This is a genomic window from Streptomyces sp. NPDC002054, from assembly GCF_040296685.1.
GTDB lineage: Bacteria > Actinomycetota > Actinomycetes > Streptomycetales > Streptomycetaceae > Streptomyces.
The window spans coordinates 21671-40404 of sequence record NZ_JBEOXT010000043.1; the positions used below are offsets into that span (position 1 = coordinate 21671).

16 protein-coding genes are annotated in these 18734 nt (G+C 73.3%); 9 read left to right on the forward strand and 7 right to left on the reverse strand.

All coding sequences use genetic code 11. From position 1 onward, the window contains the following. The gene (locus ABT123_RS31455) at nucleotides 1-1227 is read right to left on the reverse strand and encodes an RNA ligase (protein ID WP_351320880.1); all 1227 of its coding nucleotides are present in this window, start codon (nucleotides 1225-1227) and stop codon (nucleotides 1-3) included. Between the two features lie 241 nt (nucleotides 1228-1468). Here ABT123_RS31455 and ABT123_RS31460 point away from each other — a divergent pair, with 241 nt between their 5' ends. After that, nucleotides 1469-2785: an alpha/beta family hydrolase gene (locus tag ABT123_RS31460; RefSeq protein WP_351320882.1), complete on the forward strand. Its 1317-nt coding sequence runs from the start codon at nucleotides 1469-1471 to the stop codon at nucleotides 2783-2785. A 22-nt stretch (nucleotides 2786-2807) separates the two neighbouring features. Here ABT123_RS31460 and ABT123_RS31465 read toward each other — a convergent pair whose 3' ends face one another. Together ABT123_RS31465 and trxA are read right to left on the reverse strand one after the other, a co-directional pair. Next, on the reverse strand, nucleotides 2808-4244 hold the full coding sequence (locus ABT123_RS31465) for a dihydrolipoyl dehydrogenase family protein (RefSeq protein WP_351320884.1): 1437 nt from the start codon (nucleotides 4242-4244) through the stop codon (nucleotides 2808-2810). Nucleotides 4245-4284: 40 nt separating this feature from the next. Continuing rightward, nucleotides 4285-4686: a thioredoxin gene (gene trxA / locus ABT123_RS31470; protein WP_351320886.1), complete on the reverse strand. Its 402-nt coding sequence runs from the start codon at nucleotides 4684-4686 to the stop codon at nucleotides 4285-4287. 83 nt (nucleotides 4687-4769) lie between these two features. On the opposite strand from trxA, the gene ABT123_RS31475 reads away from it, so the two are divergent. Continuing rightward, nucleotides 4770-5294: a hypothetical protein gene (locus ABT123_RS31475; protein WP_351320888.1), complete on the forward strand. Its 525-nt coding sequence runs from the start codon at nucleotides 4770-4772 to the stop codon at nucleotides 5292-5294. A gap of 7 nt (nucleotides 5295-5301) precedes the next feature. On the opposite strand, the gene ABT123_RS31480 is transcribed toward ABT123_RS31475, so the two are convergent. The 3 genes from ABT123_RS31480 to ABT123_RS31490 all read right to left on the reverse strand — a co-directional run bounded on the left by ABT123_RS31480 (nucleotide 5302) and on the right by ABT123_RS31490 (nucleotide 9364). Continuing rightward, the gene (locus ABT123_RS31480; RefSeq protein WP_351320890.1) at nucleotides 5302-6741 is read right to left on the reverse strand and encodes a benzaldehyde dehydrogenase; all 1440 of its coding nucleotides are present in this window, start codon (nucleotides 6739-6741) and stop codon (nucleotides 5302-5304) included. Between the two features lie 128 nt (nucleotides 6742-6869). Further along, a complete protein-coding gene (locus ABT123_RS31485; protein WP_351320892.1) occupies nucleotides 6870-8063 on the reverse strand; it encodes a thiolase family protein in 1194 nt (397 codons plus the stop codon). Between the two features lie 239 nt (nucleotides 8064-8302). After that, nucleotides 8303-9364 carry a LacI family DNA-binding transcriptional regulator gene (locus ABT123_RS31490; protein ID WP_351320894.1) on the reverse strand — a complete coding sequence of 354 codons (1062 nt, stop codon included), beginning with the start codon at nucleotides 9362-9364 and terminating at the stop codon, nucleotides 8303-8305. Between the two features lie 173 nt (nucleotides 9365-9537). On the opposite strand from ABT123_RS31490, the gene ABT123_RS31495 reads away from it, so the two are divergent. The 3 genes from ABT123_RS31495 to ABT123_RS31505 all read left to right on the forward strand — a co-directional run bounded on the left by ABT123_RS31495 (nucleotide 9538) and on the right by ABT123_RS31505 (nucleotide 13280). Next, the gene (locus ABT123_RS31495; RefSeq protein WP_351320948.1) at nucleotides 9538-10977 is read left to right on the forward strand and encodes an amidase; all 1440 of its coding nucleotides are present in this window, start codon (nucleotides 9538-9540) and stop codon (nucleotides 10975-10977) included. Between the two features lie 874 nt (nucleotides 10978-11851). Beyond that, nucleotides 11852-12244: a hypothetical protein gene (locus ABT123_RS31500; protein WP_351320896.1), complete on the forward strand. Its 393-nt coding sequence runs from the start codon at nucleotides 11852-11854 to the stop codon at nucleotides 12242-12244. 580 nt (nucleotides 12245-12824) lie between these two features. After that, nucleotides 12825-13280 carry a type II toxin-antitoxin system PemK/MazF family toxin gene (locus ABT123_RS31505; RefSeq protein WP_351320898.1) on the forward strand — a complete coding sequence of 152 codons (456 nt, stop codon included), beginning with the start codon at nucleotides 12825-12827 and terminating at the stop codon, nucleotides 13278-13280. 26 nt (nucleotides 13281-13306) lie between these two features. Here ABT123_RS31505 and ABT123_RS31510 read toward each other — a convergent pair whose 3' ends face one another. Then, complete coding sequence (locus ABT123_RS31510; RefSeq protein ID WP_351320900.1) at nucleotides 13307-14128, reverse strand: TIGR02452 family protein; 822 nt, start codon at nucleotides 14126-14128, stop codon at nucleotides 13307-13309. Nucleotides 14129-14267: 139 nt separating this feature from the next. On the opposite strand from ABT123_RS31510, the gene egtA reads away from it, so the two are divergent. From egtA to egtD, 4 genes are read left to right on the forward strand one after another with little or no spacing between them, the layout of a single operon-like run. Further along, on the forward strand, nucleotides 14268-15569 hold the full coding sequence (gene egtA, locus ABT123_RS31515) for an ergothioneine biosynthesis glutamate--cysteine ligase EgtA (RefSeq protein ID WP_351320902.1): 1302 nt from the start codon (nucleotides 14268-14270) through the stop codon (nucleotides 15567-15569). A gap of 2 nt (nucleotides 15570-15571) precedes the next feature. Beyond that, nucleotides 15572-16912: an ergothioneine biosynthesis protein EgtB gene (gene egtB / locus ABT123_RS31520; RefSeq protein WP_351320950.1), complete on the forward strand. Its 1341-nt coding sequence runs from the start codon at nucleotides 15572-15574 to the stop codon at nucleotides 16910-16912. After that, complete coding sequence (gene egtC / locus ABT123_RS31525; protein ID WP_351320904.1) at nucleotides 16912-17688, forward strand: ergothioneine biosynthesis protein EgtC; 777 nt, start codon at nucleotides 16912-16914, stop codon at nucleotides 17686-17688. The genes egtB and egtC overlap by 1 nt, the downstream gene beginning before the upstream one ends. Further along, complete coding sequence (gene egtD / locus ABT123_RS31530) at nucleotides 17685-18674, forward strand: L-histidine N(alpha)-methyltransferase (protein ID WP_351320906.1); 990 nt, start codon at nucleotides 17685-17687, stop codon at nucleotides 18672-18674. The genes egtC and egtD overlap by 4 nt, the downstream gene beginning before the upstream one ends. The last annotated feature ends 60 nt before the right edge of the window (nucleotides 18675-18734 follow it).

An 18734-nucleotide genomic window follows, 5' to 3' on the forward strand; every position in this document is an offset into this window, starting at 1 on the left:
TCAGTTCTCCTGGTCGATGACGAAGGGGTCGGAGTTCTCGGGCCGGACGGACCGCCAGACGACGAGGTCGGTCGGCTTGCCGTCGAGGCGCAGGAACATGGCGGACCGGACGCCGGAGTCGTACGCGGCCGGCAGCGCCTTGGCCGCGCGGGCGAACGCGCCCCGGTCGGCGGCGAGGTGCGCGATGCTGCGGTAGGCCTCGTCGATGGCGCGCTCCCGCGCCGTCGCCTCGTCCTCCAGGCGCGCGATCACCGTGCGCACCCAGGTGTCGAACTCGTCCGGCACCTGCTCCAGCAGGGCGTCCAGCGGCCGGCCGCCCGAGGACCGGACCCCGCCGAGTTCGGCGACCGAGCAACCCAGGCCCTGGGCCAGCCGCTTCACGGACATGCCGGCGAACCGCTGGATGCCGTGGGCGCGCCAGATGTCCCGTTCGGTGACTCCGGTCAGCACCTTGTGCAGCCGTACGTACTCGGCGATCTTGGCCTTGGCGCGCACTCCGGAGGCGAAGCGCAGCACGAAGCCCTCGGCGTCGGTTCCGGTGGCGGCGGCGCCGCCGGGCAGCGTGTTGGACTCGGTGAGCTTGATCAGCTCGTCGAGGGACATGGCCGGCCAGACCGTGACGACCGAGCCGACGCCCTGCCAGTGGCCGGCGGCCTCGGCGAGCGGGATCTCGGTGCCGTCGCTGCCGAAGGCAGCGAGCAGGACCAGGTCCCGGCGGTCTCCGTAATTGACGACGATACGGTTCTGCGGGTACAGGATCTCGGCGAGGTAGGTCACCCCGGGGACCAGGGCGGAGGTGTCCCGGCCGTCGAGCCGGCGCTGCGCCCAGGTGGCCTGTGCGCTGATGAAGGACCCCTTCGACGCGACCCGCCAGCGGCCGGCGTAGTGGAACACCACGGCCAGGCTGCCGTCGACCTTGTCGTACACCTCGAACGGCTCGTCCGGCAGGGCGGGCGCGTAGGGCTGACCGGACTCGTGCTCACCGACGTTGAAGAACTTCGGCAGCGGCAGGGCCACGATCGCACCGGTGGCGTCGTCCGCGACCAGCCCGCGGCAGCGCACGGTCACCCGGTTCCAGATCCGCTCGTACTGGCATGTCCGCGTGTAGGTGTAGATGGACAGCGGCAGTTCGGGGTGGGACTTGCGGGTGACATGCCCGGCGTCGATGGCGTCCGCCAGCTCCTGCGGCGGCATCAGGTCATGCAGAGTCAGGTGTACCTGGCTCATGGGGTTCCTCCCGGTTCGTGAGGCTTCATCCTCTCGTGCGGGAGGGCCCGGCCGACAGCGAATTAGCAGGCAGGCGGCGTGCACGGCGTGAGCACGGAGTCTAGCCAATCCCCGTCAGGCCCGTCCCGGCAGGACCGTCCCGGCAGTCCCCGCCGCGGCCCTCGACGCTGCCCTCCCCGAGTTGCGGAATCGGCCCAACCGCGGTTCGTTCGAAGTAGGTGTGGATTGGGGGTGAAGGACGATGTTCTTCACCGACCGCACGGACGCGGGCGCGCGGCTCGCCGCTGCGCTGCGCCATGTGGAGTACGAATCCCCTGTCGTCCTCGGGCTGCCCCGGGGCGGGGTTCCGGTGGCCTACGAGGTGGCGCGGGCCCTGCGCGCCCCGCTCGATGTGATCGTGGTCCGCAAGCTGGGCGTCCCGTACCACCGTGAGCTGGGCTTCGGCGCGATCGGCGAGGGCGGGGTACGGATCATCAGCGAGGACATCGTCCGGCGCAGCGGAGCCGGCCGGGAGGCGCTGGCGGCGGTCGAGCACGCCGAGCAGGAGAACCTCGTACGGCAGGCACAGCGGTTCCGCGAGGGGCGGCCGAGGGTGTCCGTGCGCGGCCGGACGGTGATCGTGGTGGACGACGGGATCGCGACCGGCGCCACTGCGGCGGCTGCCTGCGAGGTCGTACGGGCGCAGGGCGCGGCCCGGGTGGTGCTGGCCGCGCCGGTCGCGCCGCCGGATGCGATCGCCTGGCTGCGCACCGAGGCGGACGAGGTGGTGTGCCTGTCGACGCCGCCGGGGTTCAGTGCCGTAGGCGAGTGGTACCAGGACTTCTCACAGACCCCGGACGAGGAGGTCGTGGCGCTGCTGATGCGGGCGGCGGGCGAGACGGTGGCCGGGGCCGCGGACGAGAGCGCCTCCGAGGGTTCCGGCGGCTCGGGTCCGGTCGAGGTGGCCTCCGGGGAGGTCCGGCTGGCCGGGGACCTCGCCCTGCCGGCGGGCGCCAGCGCGGTGGTGGTCTTCGCCCACGGTTCCGGGAGCAGCCGGCACAGTCCGCGCAACCGTGCGGTGGCCTCGGCCCTGAACGCGGCCGGTCTGGGCACCCTGCTGTTCGACCTGCTGACCCCGGCCGAGGAGGCCGACCGGTCGAACGTGTTCGCCATCGAGCTGCTGGCCGGCCGGCTGCTGGACGCCACCCGCTGGCTGCGCGACCGTACTCCGCTCCCGATCGGCTGCTTCGGGGCGAGCACCGGAGCCGCGGCGGCGCTCCGGGCGGCCGGCACGACAGCCGGCACGGAGACCGGCGCGGAGATCGGCGCCGTGGTCTCCCGCGGCGGTCGGCCGGACCTCGCCGGCCCGCACCTGGCGGCCGTCCGGGCTCCCACCCTGCTGATCGTGGGCGGCCGGGACACCACCGTGCTGGAACTCAACCGGCTGGCCCAGACCGAGCTGACCTGCGAGAACCGGCTGGAGATCATCCCGGGCGCCACCCACCTGTTCGAGGAGCCCGGCGCCCTGGACGAGGTCTCCGGGCTCGCCCGCGACTGGTTCCTCCACCACCTGAAGTGACGGGTGCGGGCAGGCCGGGCGGTCAGGAACCGTCGCGGTAGGTCTCCAGCAGCCGCAGCCAGATTTCGCTGATCGTCGGGAACGACGGGACCGCGTGCCAGAGGCGTTCGACGGGGACCTCGCCGGCGACCGCGACGGTCGCGGCGTGCAGGAGTTCGGCGGCCCCCGGTCCCACGAAGGTGGCGCCGAGCAGTACGCCGCGGTCCAGGTCGACCAGCATCCGGGCCTGCCCGCGGTAGCCGTCCGCGTACAGGCCGGCGCCGGAGACCTTCGACAGGTCGTAGTCGACCGCGCGGACCCGGTGTCCGGCCCGTTCCGCGGCAGCCAGAGTCGGGCCGACCGCCGCGGCCTCCGGGTCGGTGAAGACCACCTGCGGGACGGCCTCGATGTCGGCAGTGGCCGTGTGGGCGGCCCAGCGGACGCCCTCCGCGGCCGGAGTGCCCGCGGCACGGGCGGCGATGGCGGCGCCCGCGATCCGGGCCTGGTACTTGCCCTGGTGGGTGAGGAGCGCGCGGTGGTTGACGTCGCCGACCGCGTACAGCCAGTCATGCGCCGTCGAGCGGAGGCTGTCGTCCACCTCGATCCAGTCGCCCGGCTTCAGCCCGACGGTTTCCAGCCCGATGTCCTCGGTGCGCGGCGTCCGGCCGGTCGCCATCAGCAGTTCGTCGCCCTCGAGCGCCTCGCCGCCCTCCAGGACCACCGTGACCGGGCCGGTGGAGCCGTCCCGTACGACGGCCTCGACCGACACCCCGGTACGCACCACCGCACCGGCCTCGCGCAGCGCCTCGGCGACCAGCTCGCCCGCGAAGGGCTCCATCCGGGGCAGCAGCCGCCCGTCCCGCACCAGCACGGTGACCTGGGAGCCGAGGGCCTGCCAGGCGGTGGCCATCTCGGCGGCCACCACCGAACCGCCGACGATCAGCAGCCGGGGCGGCACCTCCCGGGCGGAGGTCGCCTCGCGGCTGGTCCAGGGGCGGGCCCCGGCAATGCCGGGCACATCGGGGACGACGGCCCGGCTGCCGGTGGCCACGACCACCGCGTGCCGGGCGGCGAGGACGTGGTGCTCGCCCTCGGGCGAGCTGACGGCGACCTTCCGGACACCGTAGAGCCGGCCGTGCCCCCGGTAGAGATGGGCGCCGATGGAGTCCAGCCAGTCGACCTGGCCGTCGTCCTTCCAGTCCCCGGTCCAGTAGTCGCGGTGCGCGAACACCGCCTCCCGGTCGAGCGGTCCCCGGACGGCCCCGGCGAGCCCCGGAACCCGGCGGGCATCGGCCCGGGCGAGCGCCGGGCGGAGCAGGGCCTTGCTGGGGACGCACGCCCAGTACGAGCACTCCCCGCCGATCAGCTCGCTCTCCACCAAAGCGGTACTGAGCCCGGCGGCCCGGACCCGGTCCACGATGTTCTCCCCGGCCGGCCCCCCGCCCAACACCACGACGTCGTACTCCACAGCTTCAGTCATACGGGACAGTCTCTCGGCAGGCCGCCCGCCCCGCACGCGCTTACGCCTTCGGCGCGCCGCCGTCGGAGGCGTTGCCGCCAGCCGCCTGCTGTTCTGCGATCTTTGCCTTGATCTCGGCCATGTCGAGCTCCCTGGCCTGGCCGATCACGTCCGCGAGCATGGGCTCGGGCAGGGCGCCGGGCTGGGCGTACACCGCCACCTGGTCGCGGATGACCATCAGGGTGGGGATGGAGCGGATCTCGAAGGCCTCGGCCAGCTCCGGCTGGGCCTCGGTGTCCACCTTGGCGAAGACGATGTCCGGGTTGGCTTCGGAAGCCCTCTCGAAGACCGGCGCGAACTGCCGGCACGGACCGCACCACTCCGCCCAGAAATCGATCAGCACGAATCCGTTCTCGCTGACCGTGCTGTCGAAGTTCTCCTTGGTGAGCTCGACTGTAGCCACTGTCTTCCGACCTCCGTCTGTCGTGTGTCTGCTCGGGGAACGAGCCGGTCGCCGTCTTCATTCCGCGCAGGCAGGATGATCCCATGCACCGGATCGAATTCTTCCGCTACAGCCCCGCGGACTACTGGGGCATCCGCGTCGACGACGCGGACCTCCGGCTGACCGTCGCCGATGCCACCCGCGGCCTCCGGGAACGCGAAGCCGACGCCATGGCGGCCGAGCCGGGCGGGAGGATGACCGCGCAGGAGCGGATGGACTTCCTCGCCCGCCGCCACGGCGGCATGCGTCAGGAGGACCTCGGCGCCCCGGCCGCCTATTTCCTGGGCGAGCACGACCCCGTGTTCCGCTGCGGAACCGAGGACGGGACCCCGGTGCTGGGCTGTTCCTGCGGCGTGTGGGAGTGCGGACCGCTGCTGGCCCGGATCACGGTGACCGCGGACACGGTGATCTGGTCCCGGTTCCGGGATCCCTACCGGCCCGAATGGGGCGAACTCCCCATCGGGCCCTACGTCTTCCCGCGCGCCGCGTACGAGACGGCCCTCGCCCACCCGTTCCGGCTGGCCCGGGACCCGCTGCCGTACCCGGACCCGGACCCGGACCCGGCCTGACGACAGCCTAGAAGGGGTAGCCCGCCGGGGTGCGGCGGGCCGTGGTCCAGCGGAGCTCGGTGAAGGCGTCCAGGTTCGCCTCGCCGCCGAAGCGGGCCCCGGTGCCCGAGGCGCCGACCCCGCCGAAGGGGGCCACCGCCTCGTCGTTGACGGTCTGGTCGTTGATGTGGGCGATCCCGGTCGGGATCCGGTCGGCCAGCTCCAGCCCGCGGCCGGTGTCGGCGGTGACGATGCCCAGCGACAGGCCGTACGGGCCGGCCGACGCGAGCGCCACCGCCTCCTCCTCCGTTCCGAAGGACCGGACCGGCGCGACCGGCCCGAACACCTCCTGCGCATAGGCGGGGGTGTCGTCCGCGACGCCCGCGAGCACGGTCGGCCGGTAGAACAGGTCCCGGTGGGTGCCGCCGGCCACGAGTTTGGCGCCCTGTTCGGTACTGGCCTCGACCAGGGCGTGGATCCGGTCCCGCTGCGCCCGGTCGATGACCGGACCGAGGTGGACCTCCTCCCGGTACGGGTCCCCGACCGCCAGGGAATCGGCCTTGGCGGCGAGCCGCTCGACGTACTCGTCGTACAGCGAGGCGTGGACGAGGTGCCGGCCGGCGGTCATGCAGATCTGGCCCTGGTGGAAGAAGGAACCCCAGGCGGCCTGGTTGACGGCGGCCTCCACATCGGCGTCGGCGAGTACGAGCAGCGCCGAGTTGCCGCCCAACTCCAGGTGCACCCGCTTGAGCTGGCGGCCGGCCAGTTCGCCGACCTGCCGTCCGGTGGCCGTGGACCCGGTGAACGAGACCACCCGCACCCCGGGCTCGGTGACCACCGCCCGCCCGGTGTCGGCACCGCCGGGCAGGACGTGCAGCAGCCCGTCCGGGAGCCCGGCCGCCGCCAGCACCGCGGCGAGCGCCAGGCCGCCGCAGACGGCCGTCCGCCGGTCCGGCTTGAGCAGCACCGCGTTGCCGAGGGCGAGGGCGGGCGCGACCGAGCGGATCGCCAGGATGAGCGGCGCGTTGAAGGGGGCGATCACCCCGACCAGTCCGGCCGGCACCCGCCGGGTGTACGAGAGCCTGGGCGCCTCGCTCGGCAGCACCTGGCCGGCCGGGCGGGAGGCGAGGGCCGCCGCCTCGTAGCACTCCTGGGCGGCCACGTGCAGTTCGAAGTCGGCCTTGCCGGGGATCGAGCCGGACTCCCGCACCAGCCAGCCGCGCAACTCCTCCGCGTGCTCGGCGAACAGGTCGCCGGCCCGGCGCAGCACCGCCGCCCGCTCCGGGTGGGTGGCCCGCGCCCAGCCGGTCTGCGCGGCCCGGGCCCGTACGGCGGCCTCGGTGACGTCCGCCGGGGCGGCGAGGCGGAGGGTGGCGAGGGTCCGCCCGGTCGCGGGTTCGACCACCGGGGCCGTGCCGCCGGTCAGCATCGGTCCGTCCTGCCAGATGGTCGGGTCGAGTAGCGGCATGGCTGCGCCTCCGGGGGCGGGAGTGGCTGGTGGCAGGGGGGTGGACAGGGGTCATGCTAGCCAGCCGTGCACACCAACACTGTTGAATTATAAGGCAGTTGAGACCGTTGATGACCGGAAATGATCGCTCAGCGTTCGAGGACGAGGGCGATGCCCTGACCGACGCCGATGCAGAGCGCGGCGAGCCCGGTGCCCGAGCCGGCCGCCGCCAGCTGGTGGGCGACCGCACCGGCCAGCCGCGCCCCGGAGGCACCCAGCGGGTGCCCGAGGGCGATGGCGCCGCCGCGCGGGTTGACCACCGCCGGGTCCAGCTCCGGCCAGGCCGCCAGACAGCCCAGCGCCTGGGCGGCGAACGCCTCGTTCAGCTCGAAGGCCGTCAGGTCGCCGAAGCCGCGGCCGGCCTTGGCCAGGGCCCGCTGGACCGCGTCCACCGGACCCAGCCCGAACAGCTGCGGCTCGATCCCGGTCACCGCGGAGGTGCGGATCCGGGCCAGCGGCTCGCGGCCGACGGCCGCGAGCCCGGCCTCGTCGGTCAGCAGCAGAGCGGCGGCGCCGTCGTTGAGCGGGGAGGCGTTGCCGGCCGTCACCGTGCCGGTGCCGTCGGCGCGGAAGACCGGCTTGAGCCGGGCCAGCGCCTCGATGGTGGAACCCTCCCGGATGCACTCGTCCCGCACCAGGTCCACACCCGGGTACGGGACCACCTCGCCGTCGTACTGCCCGGCGGCCCAGGCCGCGGCGGCCTTGTGGTGGCTGTCCAGGGCGAACAGGTCCTGCGCCTCGCGGGTGATGCCGTGCTTCTCCGCCACCAGCTCGGCGCCCTCGCCGAGGGCGACGGTCCACTCCTCGGGCATCCGCGGATTGGTCATCCGCCAGCCCAGGGTGGTGGACCACATCTGCTGGTGCCCGGCGGGGAAACCGCGCTCGGGCTTCTGCACCACCCAGGGGGCCCGGCTCATGGACTCGACCCCGCCGGCGATGGCCACCGAGGCATCGCCGAGCGCGATGGCCCGGGCGGCCTGGACGACGGCCTCCAGACCGGAGCCGCAGAGCCGGTTGACGGTGACGCCGGGAACCGTGACGGGCAGCCCGGCGAGCAGCACGGCCATCCGGGCGACGTCCCGGTTGTCCTCGCCCGCCCCATTGGCGTCGCCGAAGACCACGTCGTCGATCCGGGCCGGGTCGAGGGCGGGGGTGCGGTCCACCAGGGCACGGACCACGTGCGCGGCAAGATCGTCGGGCCGGGTCCCGGACAGCGCCCCGCCGAACTTTCCGATCGGGGTGCGGACGGCGTCGACGACGTACACGTCGCGGATGGACGGCATGGGTGTCTCCTGAGTCGGGGATGCGCCGTGCGGGGCGCGCCGTCCGCAGTCTCCGCCCGGCGATCACGGCATGTCAACGACGGCCTGCCCCGCGGGGGCGCAGGGCGGGCGCGGCGCGGGCGCCGGGAGGGTACCGGGCGGGCGCGGGGCCCGCGCTGCCCGGCGCAGGGCAGGCACCGGGCGGACGCGGCGCGGGTGCGGGCAGGCCCGGCCAGGCGCCCCGCCAGGCGCCCGGCGGGTCAGGTGGAGTCGCGGGGAATCGCCTGTGCCGACATCAGGTCGTGGTGTTCCACCGCGTCGGCGGCCTCCCGGACCACCCGGTCCACCAGCGCGGCCAGCGGGTCCCCGCCCGGCATCTCGATCCGTACGGTGCTCAGCCTCGGCCGCAGCAGCCGGCCCAGCAGCAGGTCGTCCGCCCCGATCACCGCCACGTCCTCGGGGATCCGCAGGCCCTCGTCCTGCAGGGCCCTCATCAGCAGCATCGCGTACTCGTCGTTGTACGCGTACACCGCGTCCAGACCTAGCCCCCGCCAGCGGGCCGCCAGCGCGGCGGCCGACTCCTCCGTGTAGCCCATCGGCAGCGGCTCGATCAGCGCGCCGCCGGGCGCCCCGTCCGCCGCCGCCCGCGCGCCCGCGAGCCGCGGGGCGGAGAAGAGCTCCAGGCCGTCCTCCTCGGGGACGACCACCCCGATCCGGCGGTGCCCGCGCTCCAGCAGATGCGCTGCGGCCCGGGCGCCGACCTCCTTCTGGTCCATCAGCAGCGCGTGCGCGCCCGGCACCCCGACCGGACCCAGGGTGATCACCGCGCGGGCGCCGGCCCGCTTGAGGGTGGCCACGTTCCTGGCCGTGAGGGTGATCTCGCCGAGCGAGATCACCGCGACCGGCCGCAGTTCGGCCCAGGCCCGGGCGGCCTGGTCACCGCTGAGTCCCAGGCTGCCGTACTGGACCACGGTGTAGTCGAGGCGGCGCAGCGCCCACTGCAGTTCGCTCAGGAACCTGCTGTAGAGCGGGCCCACCGGGACGTGCGAGGTGGGCAGCAGGACGATCCGGGTGTGGCCGGCCCGCAGGCTGCGCGCGGCGGCATGGGGGACGTACCCCAGCTCCTCCGCGGCCTCGCGGACCTTCCGGCGGGTGGGCTCGCTGATGCGGACCGCTTCCGCGTTGTTCAGGACGTACGACACTGTCGCGCGCGACACGCCCGCGAGGCGGGCCACGTCGGCGCTGGTGGGAACGGGTGCCGTGGACGGGGCTGGCGACTCTGCCGACTCGGGCGCGGGCGACTTCGGTGACTGGGAATTCATTGCCGAGGCATCCTTCCAGACTGGTCACGCCCGGGGGCTGGCGGATGGCCGGAAACGAGTTCATGGCCTCGCTGGACGGATGGATCTGATCAGGCTCTAGCAGGCACCGAACGCTCCCCGTTACTGTCCCCCTTACTGACGAGTAACGGGGAGGTCCGGTGTCCGCAGGCCCGGTGTCCACAGGTCCGGTATCGACGGGGCGGGTATCGAAGGAACCACCGTCCCCCGGGTTGGTCGCCACAGCGCGCCTGCTCGCCGAAGGCGCGGTCTCCGCACGGCAGTTGACGGAAGAATCGCTCCGGCGGATCGCGGAATCGCAGCCCGAGCTGAACGCCTTCCGGGTGGTGCGCGGCGAGGCCGCGCTCGCCGAGGCGGACGCGGCGGACCGGCGGCTCGCCGCCGGCGAGCGGCTGCCGCTGCTGGGCGTGCCGCTGGCCGTCAAGGACGACATGGACGTGGCCGGCGAAACGACCGCGTTCGGCTGCGCGGGGGACTTCCCGCCCAAGTCCGCCGACGGCGAGGCGGTCCGCCGCCTCCGGGCGGCGGGCGCGGTCATCGTCGGCAAGACGACCTCGCCCGAGCTCGGCCAATGGCCGTTCACCGAGGGCCCGGCCTTCGGCAACACCCGCAATCCGTGGCACACCGGCTACACGCCCGGTGGCTCATCCGGCGGATCGGCGGCGGCCGTGGCGGCCGGTCTGGTGCCGGCCGCACTCGGCTCGGACGGGGCGGGTTCGGTACGGATCCCGGCCGCCTGGACCCATCTGGTGGGCATCAAACCCCAGCGCGGGCGGATCTCCACCTGGCCGGACCCGGAATCCTTCCGCGGCCTCACGGTCAATGGGGTCCTCGCCCGTACGGTCGCGGACGCGGCGCTGCTGCTCGACGCCGCGAGCGGGCCGCACCCGGAGGACCTGCACCGGCCGGCCCCGATCTCGGCGGTGACGGCCGCGGCGAGCGGGCCGCCCCGGCGGCTGCGCATCGCGCTGTCCTTCGGCATGGCGTTCACGGCCACCCCCAAGTCCCTTGACCCCGTTGTCCGTTCCGCCGTCGAGCGGCTGGCCGGCCGACTGGAGGCGCTGGGCCACGAGGTGGTCCCGGAAGACCCCCGGTACGGCCAGATCGGCCTCACGTTCGTCCCCCGCGCGACGAGCGGTGTCCGCGAGTGGGCGGGCCGCGTCCCGGATCCGGCGCTGCTGGATCCGCGGACGCACGAGGCGGTGCGCACGGGCCGCCTGCTGGGCGGCCTCGCCCTCCGGGCGGCCCGCCGGGCCGAACCGCTGCTGCAGCGCCGCATCGGCGAGATCTTCGGCCGCTTCGACGTGGTCCTCACCCCCACGACGGCGACCCCGCCGCTGCCGATCGGAGCGCTGTCGGGCCTGGGCGCCATGGCCACGGACCGGGCGATGATCGCAGCCTGCCCGTACGCGTGGACGTGGAACGTCCTGGGCTGGCCGGGGGTGAACGTCCCCGCGGGCTTCACCCCGGAGGGCCTCCCCCTGGGCGCCCAACTCCTGGGCCCGGCGGACTCGGAGCCACTGCTCATCGGGCTGGCTGCGCAACTGGAGGCGGAGGAGGGGTGGGGGGAGCGGTGGCCGGGCGGGGTCGGGTAGCGGGGGTTTTCTCTTGAACGGAATCAGGGATGTGTCCGGGGGCTGCCCGTCAGTCCTCACTGTCCTTCCGTGCCCGTCCGTCCTGTCAAGGGCGCTCGCTGCGCTCGCGTCGCTTCGCGATTCCGCTTCGCTTCACCCTTGACAGGACGGCCGGTCCCGGAAAGACAAGGACTGTCGGGAAGCCCCCGGGGGGAGGGCCGGCATGGGGGAACGTGTCCCAGATGCGGCCACACGAGGGTGCCTGAGCAGCGGCTCCCGCCCGACCGGCCGCCCTGTCGGGCGGAGAGCTCCATTTCCCCGAAGCCGGGGCCGATTTGGCCGACCGGAGCCATGGGGCGCCCCAGATCGCTACGCGCTCCTCCCGGTATAGCGTCCCAAGGCCGTCCGTGGCCGGACAAGGGCCGCCTCAGCGGCCAAAAGCTCCATTTCCCCGAAGCCCGGGCCCGGTTGGCCGACCGGAGCCCCGGGGCGCACCAGATCGCTACGCGCTCCGGCCGGTTTGGCGGCCCAAGGCCGTCCGTGGCCGGACAGGGGCCGCCCTTGCGGGCGGAAAACTCCATTTTCCCGAAGACCGGGCCCAATTGGCATACCAGGCCATGGGGCGCGCCACATCGCTGCGCGCTCCGGGCCGAAATAGCGTCCCCAGGCCGTCCGTGGCCGAGCAATGGGCCGCCATCGACCACTACGCGCTTCTGCCGTCAGGCGGTCCGGCCGCGGCCGGACCGCGACTGCGGCTGCGGCTGTCGGCGGCCGATATCCGCGGGACAGGGTTATGACGTATCCATCATGACAGGTCAGACGGCGTTTTCGTAGGACCAAGGGCACAGGCGAATGCCCTTGTTTGGGCACCCGTGCGGCTTTCAGAATCACCGTCATGAATCACTCGGAGAACATCAATCACGACGCGGTCCTGCGAGCAAGGGTGGCCCTCCTCGGCTCCGAGGCGCTGCCGGTCAGGCAGCGGGTCGCCGCCTACCGTGTTCTCGTCCAGGTGAGCCCTTTGGCATATCTACCCCGACTGACGACGGCATTGGTGGACTTCAGCACTCAGGAGTTCGCCCACGAGCCCGTCACAGCCCTGGCCCTCAGGGCCGAGGCCGTCGCCGCCGCACGTCTCATGTGCACCATGGAGCCCGAACGTTCACCACTCCTCGTCCACGCCCTGGACCACTACCGCAAGCAGTTGGGTCTCATGAACCGTCACACCGAAGTCCGGGCAGTCGACGAGGAGATCGCCCACCTCACCGACCACCGCCGCAGCGTGTAGCGGCCGTTGGCGGCCCATGCCCGGCCACGGACAGTCCGCGGACGCCGAACCGGCCAGAGCGTGTAAAGGTCGTTGGCGGCTCATGTCCAACCACAGGCGGTCTTGGGTCGCTGAGACGGCCGAAGCGCGTTGCGGTCGGTGGCGGCCTATGTTCGGCCACGGCCGGTCCGGGGACGCTATTCCAGCCGGAGCGCGTAGCGATCGGTTGCGCCCCATGGTCTGGCATGGCCAATTGAGCTGGGGCTTCGGGGAAATGGAGCTCTCCGCCCGACAGGGCGGCCGGTCGGGCGGGAGCCGCTGCCCGGCCGCCCTCGCGGGCCCGTATCTGGGACACGTTCCCCATGCCGGCCCTCCCCCCGGGGGCTTCCCGACAGTCCTTGTCTTTCCGGGACCGGCCGCCCTGTCAAGGGTGAAGCGAAGCGGAATCGCGAAGCGACGCGAGCGCAGCGAGCGCCCTTGACAGGACGGACGGGCACGGAAGGACAGTGGGACTGCCGGGCAGCCCCCGGACACCACCTGATCCCGTTTAAGAGAAACCCCCCAACCCCCACCCCCGCCCCACCCCCGTAACCTGGCTCGAATGACAGCACCCTCACACCCCCGCCCTGACCAGCCCGGCCGGGACGGCCGCGGTGCCACCGTCGAGGCCGATCCGTACGCCGTCGGGCGCGTGCAGACTTCCTACGCTCCCGATCCAGACGGTGATCCGGATCCCGGTGAGATCGTCTGGACCTGGGTCCCGTACGAGGAAAATGATGGGCGCGGCAAGGACCGGCCCGTGCTGGTGGTGGCTCGGGAGGCCGGCGGGAGCACGCTGCTTGCCGTACAGCTGTCCAGCAAGCGGCACGATCACGACCGGGAGTGGGTCCCGATCGGCACCGGGCCGTGGGACAGTGCGGGGCGGGAGTCCTGGGTGGATGTGGACCGGATCCTGCGGGTCCACGAAACGGGCATGCGGCGGGAGGCCTGCGCGCTGGACCGGGGGCGGTTCCAGCTCGTGGTCAACCGGCTGCGCGAGCGTTACGGCTGGCGGTAGGGCCCCGCCAGCCCCTCATCACCCCATCACCCCACCCCGAACGCCTCCTCGAACGCCCGCCGCGGTCCCGGCGAGCGGTCCAGGATGGCGAACACGACGCGGTCGAACACGCCTGCGAACCGGCCGTCGCCCGTGAGCAGGTCCCGGAACGCCCCGGCCACCTCGGCCGGGTCGTTCTGGAACACCCCGCACCCCCAAGCCCCCAGCACCAGCTGCGGGTACGCATGCAGGGCGGCGGTTTCCAGGACGCGCTCCGCGCGGCGGGCCAGGGCGGCCGGGATCTCGTGGGCGCGGTCGGGTTCCAGACGGCGGATGGTGCCCGCGTTGGGGGCCGGGGAGGTCAGGAAGCCCGCCCGGAAGGGCGTCTCCAGCAGTTCGCCGCTGTCGTCACGGAAGACCGGTACCCCCGGGGAGTGAATCACCCGGTCGGTGTAGAACGTGCTGCGCAGTGCGCGGTGCGCGGCGTAGTACTCCGGCGCCTCCAGCAAGGTCTCGTACAGGGCCGAGGCGCGGCACAGCGCTTCCTCCTGGGCCTTGGCTCCGCGGACGTATCCGCCGCCCGGATTCCGGGCCGAGGCGAAGTTCAGGACGGCCACCGGGCCGTCGGCCGCGAGCCTGCGCGCGGCGACCGTGCTGCTCTCCCCCGTGACCTCCACGGACGTGTCGAAGGGAGCAGCCGGAGAGCGCTCGCCTGGAATGACCGGGTTTGGCCCATATATCCTTGTTCCTGCCTTGGCCTCCGCCACGGCGACGGCGAGGGAAACCTCCCGCCCCGTTCGCGTCCGGTACCTCCCGGACGCCACGATTTCCGCATTCTCCTGCGCTATTGCGCGCAACCTGCCGCTCATCCCGCAATCCTCGAGATCCGGTCCAGGTGCGGCAATCGAATATTTCCCGCGATCGCCACGAACACACGATTCGCGGTCCGGAACGGACGGGTAGGCACGGGTGACCTCACGGTGTACGACGGGAGAGAAGGATCCGGTCATGCCACAGGACTCACCCACTTCGCACGACCAGAGTGCCCTCAGCGAGCGGGAGGCCGAGGATCTGGTGCACGGCGTCTGTTTCAAGACCGGGCCGCCCCGCCTGGTCGGCGCCGAACTCGAATGGCTGGTGCTCGATGCCGAGCAGCCCGATCTGCCGTTGCCGGCCGATCGGCTCACGGCAGCGCTCGATGCGGTCGGTGCGCTGCCCCTCGGGTCGCGGTTCACCGTGGAGCCCGGCGGGCAGCTGGAGCTGAGCTCCGCGCCCGCCGGCTCGCTGATGGAGTGCGTGGACGGCCTCCAGGCGGATCTGGACCTGGTACGGGCGGCCCTGCGCGACCGCGGGCTGTTCCTGCACGGCAGCGGGCACGATCCGCGCCGCCCGCTGCGGCGGCTGCTGTGCGACAGCCCGCGCTACGCGGCCATGGAGGCCTGTCTGGACCGGTCCGGGCCGGCCGGGCGGACCATGATGTGCGGGTCCGCCTCTGTGCAGGTGTGTGTGGACGCGGGGTACGAGGAGCCCGGCCCGCTCGGGCATGGGCGGCGCTGGCGGCTGGCGCACCTGCTGGGCGCGGTCCTGGTGTCGGCCTTCGCGAACTCCCCCGCCGTCGAGGGGCGGTATGCGGGCTGGCGGTGTTCCCGGCAGGGCGTGTGGGCCGACCTGGACCCGCACCGTACGCTCGCCCCGCCGCTGGAGGGGGATCCCCGCGCGGCCTGGACCCGGCACGCGCTGGACACCGAGGTGATGTGCGTACGGCCGGTGCCCCCTCACAGGCCCGACGGGCCGTGGGCGGTGCCCCGGGAGCTGACCTTCCGCGACTGGCTGCGCGGCGGCGGGCCGCGCCCGGCCACTCGGGAGGATCTGGAGTACCACCTGACCACGCTGTTCCCGCCGGTCCGGCCGCGCGGCCATCTGGAGTTGCGGATGATCGACGCGCAGCCCGGGGAGGACGGCTGGCTGGTGCCGGCCGCCGTGGTGCACGCGCTGTTCGACGATCCGGAGGCGGCGGAGACGGCGTACCGGGTGGTGAAGGTGCTGGCCGACGATTACGGGCCGCGGCCCGCGCCGCGCAATCCGCTCTGGCAGTCGGCGGCCCGCAACGGGCCGTCCGATCCGGAGCTGCGGGCCGCGGGCATCGCCTGCTTCGCGGCTGCCGCCGAGGCGCTGCCCCGGCTCGGCGCCTCCCGGCGCGTTCTGGACACCGTCGGGGCGTTCACCGAACGGTACGTGCTGCGCGGGCGGTGTCCCGCGGACGAACCCCGCCTGCCCGTACCGCCTTTCGGGAAGGACCCGCTGACGTGAGCATCGAGGACCGAGACCGGCCGGCTCCCGCCCCTGCGCGGCCGGCCCCCGCACCGCCCGGCCTGCGCGAGCGGGCCCACGCCGAGCTGGCCGCCGCGCGGGCACGGACCGCCGGCCTCACCGATGCGGTGTCCGACCCGGACCTGACCGCCCAGCACTCCCCGCTGATGTCCCCGCTGGTCTGGGATCTCGCCCACATCGGCAATCAGGAGGAGCTGTGGCTGCTGCGGCGGGTCGAGGGGCGGGAGGCGATGCGCCCCGAGATCGATCCGCTGTACGACGCGTTCCAACACCCCCGTTCGGAGCGGCCCGGGCTGCCGCTGCTCGGGCCTGCCGAGGCCCGCCGGTACGCCGCCGAGGTGCGCGGCCGGGTGCTGGACCTGCTGGAGCGGACCCCGCTGGAGGGGACTCCCCTGCTGGACGGCGGTTTCGCCTTCGGGATGATCGCCCAGCACGAACAGCAGCACGACGAAACCATGTTGATCACCCATCAGCTGCGGTCGGGGCCGCCAGTGCTGGCCGCGCCGGATCCCGGGGCGCCCTGGGACCCCCCGCCGGCCCCGGAGGTCCTGGTGCCGGGCGGGGTGTTCACCATGGGCACCTCCACCGAGCCGTGGGCGCTGGACAACGAGCGGCCCGCGCATCCGCGGGAGACGGAACCGTTCTTCATCGACACCGTCCCGGTCACCAACGCCGCGTTCCAGGCGTTCATCGAGGACGGCGGGTATGCCGAGCCGCGCTGGTGGGCCGCCGAGGGCTGGGAGCAGGTCCACCGGCACGGCATCGGGGCCCCGCTGTTCTGGCACCAGGAGGGCGGGCAGTGGCTGCGCCGCCGGTTCGGGGTGGTGGAGCCGGTGCCGCCGGAGGAGCCGGTGCTGCATGTGAGCTGGTACGAGGCGGATGCCTGGGCGCGCTGGGCCGGCCGCCGGCTGCCCACCGAGGCAGAGTGGGAGAAGGCCGCCCGGCACCGGCCGGAGACCGGGCGCTCGGCCCGCTACCCGTGGGGCGATGCCGAGCCCACCCCGGACCTCGCCAATCTGGGCCAGCGCCATCTGCGGCCGGCCCGGGCGGGCAGCTATCCGGCGGGGGCCTCGGCACTGGGGGTGCGGCAGCTGATCGGGGACGTGTGGGAGTGGACGGCCAGCGATTTCCTGCCCTATCCGGGGTTCCGGGCCTTCCCGTACCGGGAGTACTCGGAGGTGTTCTTCGGTGCGGCCCACAAGGTGCTGCGCGGCGGCTCGTTCGCGGTGGCCCCGGCTGCCTGCCGGGGCACCTTCCGGAACTGGGACCTGCCGGTGCGGCGGCAGATCTTCTCCGGGTTCCGCACCGCGAGGGATGTTTGATGTGCCGTCATCTCGCCTATGTGGGGCCGACGGTGCGGCTCGGGAAGCTGCTGGCCGATCCCGATCACTCGCTGGTGCGGCAGGCCTGGGCGCCGCGGCGACAGCGGCACGGCACGATCAATGCCGACGGGTTCGGGGTGGGCTGGTACGCGCCGGGCGATCCGGTGCCGGCCCGGTACCGGCGGGCGGGTCCGGTGTGGGGCGATCCGACCTTCGCCGATCTGGCCCGGGTGGTGCGCAGCGAGGCCCTGCTGGCCGCCGTACGCGATGCCACCGAGCCCGGGTCGGACGGGGAGGCGGCGGCTGCGCCGTTCGCGGACGGGCGGTGGCTGTTCAGTCACAACGGTGTGCTGCGGGACTGGCCGGATGCGGTGGCGGGCCCGGCCGGTCCGGCTTCCGGGCTCCCTGCGGGGGCGCTGTTGCAGCTGGCGGCACGGACCGATTCGGCGCTGGTGTGGGCGCTGGTGCTGCACCGGCTGCGGGCAGGTGCGGAGCTGGGGGCGGCGCTCGCGGAGGCGGTGCGGGAGCTGATCGCGGCCTCGCCGGGTTCGCGGCTGAACCTGTTGCTGACGGACGGGGTGGGGATCGCGGCGACGGCATGGGGGGATTCGCTCTGGTACCTGGCCGAGCCGCAGGCCCCGGGGGGCGGGCGGACGGTGGTCGCGTCCGAGCCGTACGACGACGATCCGCGCTGGTGCGAGGTGCCGGACCGGAGCCTGCTGACCGCTTCCCGGACCCGGGTGGCCCTGACCCCGCTCAAGGAGAACGCCCTGTGAGTGACTATCAGTTGACCCGTCTGTTGGACGAGCACGCCGCCGAGACGGCGCTGCGTGCGGATGTGCTGCGCGGGCTGACCCGCTCCCCCAAGGTGTTGCCGCCGAAGTGGTTCTACGATGCGCGCGGCAGTGATCTCTTCGAGGAGATCACCCGGTTGCCGGAGTACTACCCGACGCGTGCCGAGCGGGAGATCCTGCTGGAGCGGGCCCGGGAGATCGCCGCGGAGAGCGGGGCGCGGACGCTGGTGGAGCTGGGGTCGGGGTCCTCGGAGAAGACCCGGCACCTGATCGAGGCTCTGCCCGCGCTGGACACGTACGTACCGGTGGACGTGAGCGAGAGTGCGCTGGCCGGGGCGGCGGAGAAGCTGCTGGCGGAGCATCCGGGGCTGCGGGTGCACGCGTTGCTGGCGGATTTCACGAAGCCGCTGCGTCTGCCGGAGACGCCGGGCCCGCGTCTGGTGGTGTTCCTGGGCGGCACCATCGGGAACCTGCTGCCGCCGGAGCGGGCGGAGTTCCTGCATGCGGTGCGGGCGATGCTGTCGCCGGGGGACGCGTTGCTGATGGGGACGGACCTGGTGAAGGAGGAGTCCGTACTGGTGGCAGCGTACGACGATGCGCAGGGGGTGACGGCGGAGTTCAACCGGAACGTGCTGGCGGTGATCAACCGGGAGCTGGACGCGGACTTCCCTACGGAGGATTTTGCCCATGTGGCGCTGTGGGACCGGGAGCGGGAGTGGATCGAGATGCGGCTGCGGGCCCGGTCGGAGCTGACGGTGAAGATCCGGGCCCTGGACCTGGAGGTGCCGTTCGCTGAGGGTGAGGAGATTCAGACGGAGGTGTCGGCGAAGTTCCGTCAGGACGGGGTGCGGACGGAACTGGCGGATGCCGGGCTGGAGTTGGTCCAGTGGTGGACTGATGCGGAGGGCCGGTTCGCGCTGTCGCTGGCGGTGGCGGACGGGCCGGGGCTGATGCCGTCGGCCGGGTAGGGGATGAAGGGCACGCCGGCGGCGGTGCCGATCGCGGTCTCGGCGGCTGCGGCGAGGTCC

Excerpts from the sequence above, each read along its gene's own strand:
- egtC (WP_351320904.1), top strand. The coding sequence starts at position 16,912 with ATGTGCCGTCATCTCGCCTATGTGGGGCCGACGGTGCGGCTCGGGAAG.
- ABT123_RS31465 (WP_351320884.1), bottom strand. The coding sequence starts at position 4,244 with ATGACTGAAGCTGTGGAGTACGACGTCGTGGTGTTGGGCGGGGGGCCG.
- egtA (WP_351320902.1), top strand. The coding sequence starts at position 14,268 with ATGCCACAGGACTCACCCACTTCGCACGACCAGAGTGCCCTCAGCGAG.
- ABT123_RS31455 (WP_351320880.1), bottom strand. The coding sequence starts at position 1,227 with ATGAGCCAGGTACACCTGACTCTGCATGACCTGATGCCGCCGCAGGAG.
- ABT123_RS31490 (WP_351320894.1), bottom strand. The coding sequence starts at position 9,364 with ATGAATTCCCAGTCACCGAAGTCGCCCGCGCCCGAGTCGGCAGAGTCG.
- ABT123_RS31485 (WP_351320892.1), bottom strand. The coding sequence starts at position 8,063 with ATGCCGTCCATCCGCGACGTGTACGTCGTCGACGCCGTCCGCACCCCG.
- ABT123_RS31460 (WP_351320882.1), top strand. The coding sequence starts at position 1,469 with ATGTTCTTCACCGACCGCACGGACGCGGGCGCGCGGCTCGCCGCTGCG.
- ABT123_RS31480 (WP_351320890.1), bottom strand. The coding sequence starts at position 6,741 with ATGCCGCTACTCGACCCGACCATCTGGCAGGACGGACCGATGCTGACC.
- ABT123_RS31505 (WP_351320898.1), top strand. The coding sequence starts at position 12,825 with ATGACAGCACCCTCACACCCCCGCCCTGACCAGCCCGGCCGGGACGGC.
- ABT123_RS31510 (WP_351320900.1), bottom strand. The coding sequence starts at position 14,128 with ATGAGCGGCAGGTTGCGCGCAATAGCGCAGGAGAATGCGGAAATCGTG.
- ABT123_RS31475 (WP_351320888.1), top strand. The coding sequence starts at position 4,770 with ATGCACCGGATCGAATTCTTCCGCTACAGCCCCGCGGACTACTGGGGC.
- ABT123_RS31500 (WP_351320896.1), top strand. The coding sequence starts at position 11,852 with ATGAATCACTCGGAGAACATCAATCACGACGCGGTCCTGCGAGCAAGG.